Genomic DNA, 10,976 nt, shown 5'->3' on the forward strand with positions numbered 1-10,976 from the left:
ATACACAGCATTTTTGACATTGTTTACAAATATCATAAAGGTAGGGTTTCTACCCGCTGTGTTTGTCACTATTTCACATAAGGACATTTTAGCGGCTTCACAATTTCGCTGGTTGTCGATCTGATCCGATCTTTTAAAATCATATTCAAGCTATATCCAAAATAGGGCCACCGCACCCGCAATGACGAGGCTGTAGCCTTTATATGTTTTTGCCAAATTTTAAATGTTTAGGCTCTAATTTAAACTCGCTCAATACATGCATCATTAAATCGACGCTTTTTTCAAGCTCATTCGGGATGATTATAACATAAAAAATCATATAGGCGTCCTCAGTGTTCCTGGCCAGTTTAAAGGGGACGGTAACTTCCCCATAAAATTCGTACGCAAACCATTTTTCGTCTTGATCGGATGTCCCTATCACACCAAAACTTATGGCATCCCAATCATACGGCTGTAGATCATAAGTCGCTATCTCTGAAAGGATGATAAGAAACGGCAACAAGTCTTCTTCAAAGATCCAGCCTGATTTCGTCATTTTTCTAGGTCTATATATAGTTTGAACTACTTGGAAAGCAAATCGAGGCTGCCTACACCAAAAGGGCCTTCGGCTACATGAAATTAGGCAAAAATATCATTTGGGGTTCTGTGGATTGTAGTTGTGATAGGTCCAGATATCAAGAAAAAGGCTGAGTGCCCCGTTCGAATTCAAGATCCGGTAATATTTCTGGACACTTTTCGGAGCCGCCATGTAGACTTGGGCATTTAACTGAACCGAAGCGCTGTCAATAAACACAGAGTATTTATAAATGTTGCTATCGGTAAGGTAATTCAAAATATATTTAGGTCTTTCACACGTTAATTGATCAATTTGTTGATAATAATCTGAGATGGAGTTGAGATTCATCTGGAGCCCGTCTCGTTTTAGCTTTACTTGGTCCGATCTCGGGGAATATAAGATAAAATTGCTCTTATTGTCAAATGCTCGGGTTGAGAAGGTTATTTTGAGGATTGACGAAGGTACGTTGTTGTTAGTTTGGTAGTCTTTAGCTTCGTCGAGGGACGCACTAGAGATATAAAAGAAGTCGGAGGTTTTGAAGAGCCCGTCATATATTTTAGTGATTTCTGAGTTCCAGGCAACGGGGTACGATAAAGCAGCGACCTTTTTTACTTGTATAACCTTTACATAACTAACAAGTCCTCTTCCAAGGCTTATGCTGCTGTCTTTTGTATCGAAAGAGACCGTGGCGCCTTTGAACGCCTTTAACGAGTCAATCTTCAGGCTTCCGCCAGATGCTTTTTCAGACGAGATCTTGATTTTTTTCACTGCTATTGCAGCTGAAACAACCAGAGAACCTTCGTTGGGCAATGGCAATGCAGAATAGTCGTCTGCACGAAAAAGAACTAGACTGTCTACATCTGTTGCGTTTATATCCTTGTTGTGAAATTCGGCAGAAGCATTCAATTCCTTTAGGATCGCGAGTTTTAATTTGCCAAAATCATCAATGCCAGCATATCGTTGCACGCTGTCAAAGCTCCTGTAAATTTTATATTTTGTTGTTCCTTCGCCTTTTAGGTCGCCATGATCATACATTTTTCCAATGCAGGCACTATCGTTACTCGGAACATTCAGAGGAACATAGCCGCCAAATGGTGGTGGTGGCGGAGGCGGGGGCGGAGGCGTTTGGCGGAAAAGTAAGTAAAGAATCGCTAATATTACCGCCGAGATCAAGGTGGCCATTAATGTTAACACCCTGTTCCGATTCTGTCTCGGTTCTAATTGAACTGCTGCTTGCGGCATGGATGAATTTTAAGATTGGCAAAAGGCGGTGGCACATTAATATATCTGCTTTCTGTTGCAGTCTCTACCGTTAAAACACCCTTTTTACCCCCGGTTTTCAGATTTGCAAAAAAAAGCAGTATTTTTCTAGAACGTAATACAGCCCGCTCGACTGAGCGGGTTAGAATTTACGATAAACACCCGGTTATTGTCGGGTCGTAAAACGAGGATTAGTCGTTGGATTAAATCCTGAGAGCTGGTCGTCTAGGGATTGGCTCTCCTTTTTTATGCTGGCCATACTGCAAATACCTATTTTTGATTTCAGGTCGGCCTCCGGTGCGGCAGAAAGCAAGCTGGCCAATCCCTCCTGGCCCTTGCCGCTGGTCAACAGAAGACCCTTTATCCGCAGGTTTGGGAAGGTCTATCAAAGGTTGCAGGGCGGCGTAGACGACTGGGCAGGAGAAGAATTCTACTGCGACGCCACGAACGCCCTTCAGTATGTGGCCCTCCAGGACCAGCGGTTCAAAATGGATGACAAGCATAGTCAGCAGCTAAAAAGCATATTTAGACGGTTTTATTCCGATGGTCAATTCGTCAATAAGATCGAGCTGGGTCTCAGGGACCGATTTCCGTTTCTCTACGCGGACGACAAGCTGCCGGTGGATCTGAAGACCATCTTCAAAAACATCCTGCAATTGCCGGTAAAAGTCTCCGGCCAGCAAGTGTCGCTCATTCAGGCCGGCCGGCAACTGGCAACCCTTTTCCAACAAGCTACCACCCGTCACAAAACCGCCCCCAAACCGGGGCTCGTGCAAGAAGGTGAAATATGCCTGATGGCCATTGTTGAACAAGGCGAGAACTACAGCATACCATCCGAAGCGCATGCGATCAAATCCTTTCCATCCATCGAGCTCTTCGGCTATATCCTCTACCTCCAGGACCATTACATCAAATGCTGGATCATCCGGATACCCACCGGAGGTTTCGATCAAGGCTCTCCGGCCAATGCCATCTTGCGCAATTTGCGCATCAACCTCATGAGGGTACACGCGGAAAAAGAGACCATCAAGGGATTGTTGAACGCTGTCCAGCAACGGCGGATAGACCTCGACAGCAAGGAGGTGAATACGACCCTGCTCGCGAAATACCTGAAAGACACCGGCGAAAAGCTTTTCAGCAAAAAACGATCCGGCATCGAGCAGGAAAGCATCCTTGATTTTGCCCTGCGCAGCGAGACCGAAGTCCTCCCTGGGGATACCCTGGCCATCCTGGTGCAAAAATTGAACGACCGGTTTGCCGTCATCACCACGCAGAACTTTGTCGACCGGTCAAAGCCCATGGATAAAAAACTCCTGCTCTTCCTCTGCTCGAACCCCAGCGATAAAAATACCCTGGATTTCGGCGAAGAGCTAAAGATCATCCAAAAGCTCCACCAATCCAGCACCGACCGGGCCTACTTCCAGATCGCCGTACGTACGGGCGTGGAAAAGGAAGAACTAAAAGAGCTCCTGGTACAGAACAAACCCGACATCCTCCACATCGTCCTGCACGCCTCCCCCGTAAAAGGCTTGTATTTCCAGGACGCCCAACAAAATGCAGCACCCATGGACGTGGAGGAGTGGGAAGATATCATTGAATTGCAACAAGCGATTCGCCGTCCCTCCATTATCATCCTCAGCGCCTGCAATTCCGAGGGCCATGCCCGGGCGGCAAAACCATACACCGACTTTTCCGCCGGTACAACGACCGTATTCCCCGACCAGGCCGGCATTGCCTATGCGCGCGGCTTCTATACCATCCTGTTCAACGACGAAGACACCGGCCCGAATATCTGCCACCGCAGTGGTGTCGTTGAGATAAAGAACAGGAAGCCCCCCTTCGACGCCATTAATGGCATCGATGTATACAACATCATGCAAACCTTTTAAAAGCTGACTTATGAGCAACCTATTAAAGAATTTCCTCGAAGAGTACGGGTACAACATCGTTGCCTTACCCAAGGAAGACATTAAGCCCCTCACGCTGCTTTGCCAGGATGGGGTGAGCGTTATTTCTCTTGACAGCAGCATTTCGACGCTGTTCACGTCGGATGAAAAGGCTCCACCTTCTGTCTTGCACAATACCATCACCGGGGACATTGTCGGTTCTACAGCGGCTTCATTCGACTCAACGACCGGTGTCTCCCTGCTCAGCTGGCTCCTCGATAAACTCAAAGTGGGCAAACTGGAAGGGAAGGTTGATATTGACAGCAACAAGGTCTTGACCTTCAAATATCAGGAAGTCAGGGAAGATAAGATAAAGCTGGGTGAGCTGGATGGGTATCTGACAGAGGCTGCTCCGGTTAAAAACAAATTCAGGACTTACGAAGACAAGTTGAGGAAGAGTGCGCTCTTTGTCATCAACTCCGTGCTGAAGAGCAATAGCTTTACGGTGACCATTGAGGACAAATCAGGGGCGGCTGTGGATGTGGCTGCGACGATCAAGGGGATTGCGGACATTAGTCAGAATATAAAGGTTGCCAGCAAGAATTCTATAAGCGTTACGAGTCCCGGGGAGACTTTTTTGGTCTTTGCGTTTAAGGCGCAGCATATCTTTTTTGATAGACCAGGATTTTGGGCTACTTTTTTTGGCGATCCGGGGGCTACTTTGGGGTTTACGATTAAGAATGCTACGGGGTTGGTGTTGAGGGGGGAGGAGGATTTTCCTGCGGAGCGGTTGCCGGTTTTTGCGGGGCAGGCGGTTCTGCGTTAATTAATTATTATGCATAGTCATTGCAAGCCATGTGTCCGTTGTAGTAATAATAAAAGGCTACCAAATGACACGCAAAACATTACCCTTAGTATTAGGTATTACTGCAACCGCCATCTTTTTCTCCTGTAAGCAAGAAAAACTTGATGCACTTAAGCTTAAGTATGCCACCAACGATGCTTCTGCCTACTCGGCCGCCAGTTCGTACACCGTATCCACCTTTGCCGGAAGCGGCGCCGTAGGGGCGGTAGACGGCATTGGAACTGCAGCCAGTTTTAATCAACCGATCGGTATTGCCATCGATGGCAGCGGGAATATATATATAGCAGACCTCACCAACAATAAAATACGCAAGATCACTCAGGACGGCGTAGTCACCACTTTTGCAGGCAGCGGTCAACCTGGTTGGCAAGACGGTACCGGCACAACAGCAGTTTTTCACAATCCGACAGGGGTCGCAATAGATGCCACCGGAAATCTGTACGTAGCCGATACCCGTAACAATATGATCCGTAAGATCACGCCGGTCGGAGTGGTCACTACCTTTGCCGGAAGCGGCGCGGCAGCATCGGTAGATGGTACCGGAAGAGCCGCCAGCTTTAACTCGCCCATTTGGGTAACGGTGGATGGGAATGACAATATCTATGTGACAGAAATGGGCACCTGTAAGCTACGCAAGATCACATCGCAAGGCGTGGTAACAACCTTTGCAGGCCGTGATACCAGCGGTTCGTCCGATGGCATAGGCACAGCCGCCAGCTTTGCCCGTCCGGAAGGAATGTGCACAGATACGAATGGCAATATATATCTGGCAGACTGTATAAACGAAAAGATTCGCAAGATTACACCGGCTGCGTTGGTGACTACCTTAGCGGGTAGTGGTGCCATCGGTTCATCTGACGGCGCAGGCACGGTGGCCAGTTTTCGCGATCCTATGGATGCGGCAATAGATAGACTTGGTTACATTTATGTATGCGACTATGTGAATAATACCATCCGTAGAATTAGCCCTTCCGATTCAGTAACGACTATTGCTGGTATTGTTGGGAAAAGAGGATCAGCTGATGGGCCAGGCAGTTCTGCTACCTTCTTCTTGCCCCGGGGCGTAGCGGTAGATCATAATGGAAACGTGTACGTGGCGGATACCTACAATAATAAGATTCGGAAGCTGACGCCAAATAATTAATGCTGACGGATTTCCTGTAGGTCGTTGGTTTAAAATTAGGATTTTGTCTTTAATTCTAGACTAACGACCTACGGGGAAGCCGACAACATGACATTATCGAACTGCGCCGGTGCGAAGGATGACAGGTGCGAAGTTGTGGGCGCATTCCGATAATCATATGACAAAGTCCAGGAATTGAATATCCTCACCTCTAGCTTCCTTGCGTATGCGAAATCGTGTTTTATAAAGATTAGCCATTCTTACGGTAGATTGTAGCCTTGTTTGGTTATACTCCTGCACCAAATTTGGATTGATCCCAGGATACAAATCCAAATATCTATTTATTAAGGTTGTTATACTAATTAGATCCACATTATTTGTTCGTTGAATTTGTATTGGTAGGGCAAAGATTGCAACTATTCCTCCAAAATCTCAATTTGCTTATACTCATATAGCAGATGCCTAATAAGGGAGGTCAATAAATCACTTACTGGAAATTTTCCCCATTTTACATCCGACATTCGCAAAGGGCGAACGCTTAAATAATATGTCTTATCCTGGTCGTCTTCATTGTAGCCATCCAAAATAATCTGCAAACCCAGAATAGTCGGTTCTATAAATATGGCTGGAATTTCTTCATGAATAGATTCCTCTTTGCCGCCAAATTTTAAACCGGCAAATATTTCACGCGATAATATTTCGCCTAATTCTTCCAAAGACAAGTCCGATTTTATCCTTACGAGTCCGGTGATATATGGTATCAACTTGATTTATATGAGTTTCGGAATTGTTGCATTTTTGCTCGTCGTGAGTATTTCCTGATATTGCAATGCCCTTGGTGAAGCAAACTCTGTTTATCTTTGATTGCTAAGCTGATGAATGTCCATAATGTAGCGACCGACATGATCGGAGATTGTCGTATGGTAGAATATCAGTTTTAAATCAATTCGATCAATTATAAAGCCTGCGGTGGTATCCCGACCTCTGAAAACCGGAATTAATATTGTTGTTTCCATTAGGCCTGTATCAATTTTATAATCTTCGGCAATTGGCAAGCCGTTTTTATGGAGAAAATAATTTAAGATCTTTAAATTATTTTTGATGCTTTGCAAATTTGAACTGTCTTCCAACATCGAATGTACATCTTTGAGATTATTTTTGTACAGGTCAGCAATGAATTTCTCTGATGTTGATGAATAATTATTACTTGGATTTGTTGGAGTGTGACATGCTGTCAACACAAAGGTCGTCAATAAAAAATACTTCAATAATTTCATTAACTAGGATTCCATTGTGATTTGAATTTTTGAATTGACGGATTTCAATATATTAAATATCTTTCTATTGCGATTGTATTGCTTTGACTAGTAAATGAGAACGATCCTGGGTTGCTTATTCGGCTATAATTCTCCTTTTGGATTGGGAAAGATGCGCTTATCGATTTTATATCGACAATTGTAAATGCAGGCCCTTTTAATAGCAACTCCAAAAGGCTGTTGTCTAAAATTATAAGTTTGTCAGAATATAATTAAGCTTTTGATAGAGTTTGTAGTCCTTCGAACGATTAGCAAGGTTCTATTCAAGGATACTTTGGTATTGAGCCGGGTACATGATAGGATTGATTTACAAATAAGGTTGTGCCCAGAAATGGACTCGAACCAACACGCTTTTGTTGCGGAGGGGGAGTAAATTACCCGAATTTTCTAATTTTCGCTTTCCTATTTATAGGGAGGAGGTCAGAATTACATCCGATTGCGTAGTTGATCGACGTTCGTAAATAAATTTAAGCTATTTGACTTGTATTAAAGGGTTTTTGTTCGGATTTCCGTTTTTTTAAATACATGATTAACAAAATCAAAACTACGGATGCAGCAAATGCTGAACTATAGAACCCATCTTGAAAATACTCTCCAAAAGTTTTATAAGTCTCCTTGGTCAAATTCCAATAGAACCATGTCACCATAGTCAAAAGGAATATACCAGACAGCAAAGACAAAAAAAACGCCAAACTGGTTGATTTTATATACTTAAATAAAATATGAATAATTAAATAATAGATCGAATATATTGCTATCTGGGCTGCCAGCCTGTCAAGCGACCAAATAAAGATCCATATTAGCAGCGTTGGGAAAAAACTAGAAAAGCCTGTAAAATAAGCTGTGATCGATGAGCTTATTACAAAGCCCAAGCAGGTTGAAAAGAACAACCCTCTTAAATATATTCTTAGGTTCATATTCTTTTTAGTTGCCATTATTTATGACTTTTTCCCGGGTTTCCTTAGGCAAATCCGAGTACCAGACTCTTTTGGATACTACTCTTTGGGTATCAAATGTTGCTTCGCCGCCAGCAGCGTTGATGGCATTTGCAACATTAACCATGACCTGACGCCACATCTCGTCGGCCTGTTTAAAGAAAATATCACCAGCAGAGATAACCTGGTCTCCGGTTGAGTTAAATAGTCTATCAACTCCTTGGATGTAAAATATATATCCTCCATTTTCCTTTTGAACGCCAAATTCTCTATTCCCCCCCAATGGATGCCCTTTATCTCCTTTAAACCAATTAGAAAAGTTCTTTTTGTAGCCGTCATAAACGGGTCTAAATGTCCATGAAGCATAATCGCTTGAAGAGTTGAAGTGGGTGGTTAAGACATCGGCGTCGTCGATATGGAAGGGACCCTCCTTTCCTCTAAAACGCATTACTGCAGAATTTGGATTACTGCTGTTCCATACAGCAGCTTCCTGAGCACTATAAGCCTCAAAGTCAGATCTCTTGCCATTGATAAATAAAGCAAGATTTAATCGAACAAAAGTTAATACAGCTGCAGCATCTTTCATGTCTGGCGGGAGTTTGGTTATACGAACCACATACTGATCGAAATTCATCCGTAAACCCCATGCAGCCGACATTCGCTGATCTGCAAAATTCTCAGTTGGATTTCTATTATTTACGCGATCCAGCAAATATTGTGGCGCATTCTCAAACATAAGGTGTGACCAAGGTGTAACGTCATTTGGTGATTTAGCGTCTTGAGGCTTAGCAGCCGTATCGCCCCTCACATCACTAAATGATATAGGATTATCGACAAAAGATGAGTATCTGCTTACTCCCGCCGCCGGTTTGGAATCTAAATTCCATCGCCTCCCAATTCTGGGGTCATACTCCCAAAACTGCGCGGTTGTGTGATTGCCATTACCAGCGATTTCATCTGTTTTTTCCTGACCATTAAACCCATACCGATAAGTACCGGTTGCATCGTAGGTGCGACCAGGCTCTAACGAGCCGAAGGGGTAGTAATCATTGGCATCAAGAACTACGGGTGCAAAATGGTCGACCGTCGACCCGTCAGAAGAAACACCATAACGCCTATCGGATATAGTGGCTAGGACATTACCTAGATGATTCGGTAATTCATAACCTTTAGGGCATAGGACATTTTGCCTATAGCAGGGTTTTATTCAAAGAACTTCAGGCAGTTACACCGGGTACAAGATAGGATTTATTTACATATTAGGGCGTGCCCGGGGGTGGATTCGAACTAGCACACCTTTAGGGGCGGAGAGATGTCTTTCGTACCCAATACGAACGTTAAGCTGCTGGCTTCGATATCGCGAATCATCTCTTGAATTGAGAGATGCCACTGTTTATGGCTGGTAGTGGGGGCTGCTCTAAAATTCCGAACTGCAAATAAAATTACATTCCTGTATAAGATCAAGATCGCTCAATGCATTCTCATAGCAGTTCAAGTAGTAAGTGCTCTTTTTCCAGGACATAAATACAAAGTATTTGAATATTCTTTCCCAGATACGAGGATCTAATTTAAAGATTAGATTTTGGTCATTATCAAATACTCCTAGAGTATTAGCGCCTAATTCTGAAGAAAAAATTATTGCCTTATCCAACCCTTCATTTTCTACAAAATCCAAACTTCGGATATTTATCGACGGACAAGTTGTTACTGCTGTAAACTCGCTTATCGATTTGGCAAGTTTTGCATAGTCGCCCTCGTTTCCTAACAAACAAAGGTTAGGGCCGTCAAAACCAAAAACGGATTCGTAAGTCAAATCTACTTTCATCATATTTTACGCGATTGCATTAGGGTTGTCTTTAATATATTGTTGCATCTTATCGTCATACTCCTTTCTTCTCTTTTTGTATTCCTGCATTTTTTCTTGGTAGTCTTTCATTTTTTGATAGTAGTCCTGTAAATTCTTCAGATATTCTTCTTGTTGCTGTTTGCTTAACTGGTATTCCTTTTGTAGATATACAGGATATTCTTGCGGCGGAAATGTTGTTGGGTCAATATACATCAGCATTGGAGGATTAAAGTCCTTCCCATAGATTTGACCATCAGGTATTTTTACCCCGTCTGGTGTATAATTTTCCCATCCATTATTTGGACTCCCCCCCGGCTTGAAGTCCCAGTGACTTTTGGGATGCCATTTATCTGCCTTGTGCCATCTTAAAATATCGCCCCTCTCATTCTCTAAACGTGTGGCTCCTTTTTCCTTCAATTTTTCATATCCTTTTGTCCCGGGTTTCACGGGGTTTACTTTCCATTCACCGGGTAGGCTTGCCGGTGGTGTGGGATAAGTCGAAGCATCATTGGGATCAATTGTAGATTCGTCTATGGGCGTATTATGTACAATTGAGGGCGATGTCGGGGGCATTGGCAAATAAGGTGCCGGGGGGAGGGTTGGTGTTTGTGGCATTGCAACAGGTCCCGGCAAAATTGGTGGAGCGGGCGGAAGTGGCGGGACTGGGGCTGTTGGAATTTTTGGAAGGCTAAGGATAGGATCCGGAAATGAGAGCCAACGTGGGAACCCTAGTAACTCTTCAGCACCGTCTAAATCTTGAGCCCAAGTGGGTTTATTTCCTGCGTATTGATATGAGCTGTAAAACGGAAATTTGTCTTCCAACGGGTCTACGCTCAAAAACCTGCCAACTCTCGGATCGTATACCCTGGCGCCATAGTCGATTTGATCTCCAACGCCCTTGACCTCGTTGTCATTTTCTTTTCCATTGAAGCCATAGCGGTAAGTTCCAGTGGCATTATAAGCGCGTCCCGGCATCAACGATCCGAAGGGGTAGTAGTCGTTAGCATCTAACACCACCGGGCTGAAGTGATCCACGGTCGATCCATCCGTAGACACCCCATATCTCCGATCTGATATGGTAGCTAGGACATTATCCAGATGATTCGGTAATTCATAACCTTTAGGGCATAGGACATTTTGCCTATAGCAGGGTTTTATTCAAAGAACTTCAGGCAGTTACACCGGGTAC

10 protein-coding genes are annotated in these 10,976 nt (G+C 44.0%); 3 read left to right on the forward strand and 7 right to left on the reverse strand.

All coding sequences use genetic code 11. The features are described from left to right. Positions 1-199: 199 nt before the first annotated feature. Together EDB95_RS27085 and EDB95_RS27090 are read right to left on the reverse strand one after the other, a co-directional pair. Positions 200-535, reverse strand: coding sequence for a hypothetical protein (locus EDB95_RS27085; protein WP_134000197.1), 336 nt, complete (start codon positions 533-535; stop codon positions 200-202). Between the two features lie 96 nt (positions 536-631). Continuing rightward, positions 632-1,798, reverse strand: coding sequence for a hypothetical protein (locus tag EDB95_RS27090; RefSeq protein ID WP_134000200.1), 1,167 nt, complete (start codon positions 1,796-1,798; stop codon positions 632-634). 266 nt (positions 1,799-2,064) lie between these two features. Here EDB95_RS27090 and EDB95_RS27095 point away from each other — a divergent pair, with 266 nt between their 5' ends. From EDB95_RS27095 to EDB95_RS27105, 3 genes are all read left to right on the forward strand, one after another. Beyond that, a complete protein-coding gene (locus tag EDB95_RS27095; protein WP_134000203.1) occupies positions 2,065-3,705 on the forward strand; it encodes a CHAT domain-containing protein in 1,641 nt (546 codons plus the stop codon). A gap of 10 nt (positions 3,706-3,715) precedes the next feature. Next, complete coding sequence (locus EDB95_RS27100; protein ID WP_134000206.1) at positions 3,716-4,528, forward strand: gasdermin; 813 nt, start codon at positions 3,716-3,718, stop codon at positions 4,526-4,528. A 64-nt stretch (positions 4,529-4,592) separates the two neighbouring features. After that, positions 4,593-5,711: an NHL repeat-containing protein gene (locus EDB95_RS27105; RefSeq protein WP_134000209.1), complete on the forward strand. Its 1,119-nt coding sequence runs from the start codon at positions 4,593-4,595 to the stop codon at positions 5,709-5,711. Between the two features lie 395 nt (positions 5,712-6,106). On the opposite strand, the gene EDB95_RS27110 is transcribed toward EDB95_RS27105, so the two are convergent. The 5 genes from EDB95_RS27110 to EDB95_RS27130 form a co-directional block, all read right to left on the reverse strand. Next, positions 6,107-6,412, reverse strand: a complete 306-nt coding sequence (locus tag EDB95_RS27110) for a hypothetical protein (RefSeq protein WP_134000212.1) — start codon at positions 6,410-6,412, stop codon at positions 6,107-6,109. Positions 6,413-6,544: 132 nt separating this feature from the next. After that, the gene (locus tag EDB95_RS27115) at positions 6,545-6,967 is read right to left on the reverse strand and encodes a hypothetical protein (protein ID WP_134000214.1); all 423 of its coding nucleotides are present in this window, start codon (positions 6,965-6,967) and stop codon (positions 6,545-6,547) included. Positions 6,968-7,930: 963 nt separating this feature from the next. Continuing rightward, complete coding sequence (locus EDB95_RS27120) at positions 7,931-8,749, reverse strand: hypothetical protein (protein WP_134000217.1); 819 nt, start codon at positions 8,747-8,749, stop codon at positions 7,931-7,933. 609 nt (positions 8,750-9,358) lie between these two features. Next, on the reverse strand, positions 9,359-9,769 hold the full coding sequence (locus EDB95_RS27125) for a hypothetical protein (protein WP_134000220.1): 411 nt from the start codon (positions 9,767-9,769) through the stop codon (positions 9,359-9,361). 3 nt (positions 9,770-9,772) lie between these two features. Further along, positions 9,773-10,822 (reverse strand): RHS repeat domain-containing protein, encoded by a 1,050-nt coding sequence (locus EDB95_RS27130; RefSeq protein WP_162852816.1) that lies wholly within the window; start codon positions 10,820-10,822, stop codon positions 9,773-9,775. Positions 10,823-10,976: the final 154 nt, after the last annotated feature.

The organism is Dinghuibacter silviterrae (assembly GCF_004366355.1).
GTDB lineage: Bacteria > Bacteroidota > Bacteroidia > Chitinophagales > Chitinophagaceae > Dinghuibacter > Dinghuibacter silviterrae.

Excerpts from the sequence above, each read along its gene's own strand:
- EDB95_RS27085 (WP_134000197.1), bottom strand. The coding sequence starts at position 535 with ATGACGAAATCAGGCTGGATCTTTGAAGAAGACTTGTTGCCGTTTCTT.
- EDB95_RS27090 (WP_134000200.1), bottom strand. The coding sequence starts at position 1,798 with ATGCCGCAAGCAGCAGTTCAATTAGAACCGAGACAGAATCGGAACAGG.
- EDB95_RS27095 (WP_134000203.1), top strand. The coding sequence starts at position 2,065 with ATGCTGGCCATACTGCAAATACCTATTTTTGATTTCAGGTCGGCCTCC.
- EDB95_RS27100 (WP_134000206.1), top strand. The coding sequence starts at position 3,716 with ATGAGCAACCTATTAAAGAATTTCCTCGAAGAGTACGGGTACAACATC.
- EDB95_RS27105 (WP_134000209.1), top strand. The coding sequence starts at position 4,593 with ATGACACGCAAAACATTACCCTTAGTATTAGGTATTACTGCAACCGCC.
- EDB95_RS27115 (WP_134000214.1), bottom strand. The coding sequence starts at position 6,967 with ATGAAATTATTGAAGTATTTTTTATTGACGACCTTTGTGTTGACAGCA.
- EDB95_RS27125 (WP_134000220.1), bottom strand. The coding sequence starts at position 9,769 with ATGATGAAAGTAGATTTGACTTACGAATCCGTTTTTGGTTTTGACGGC.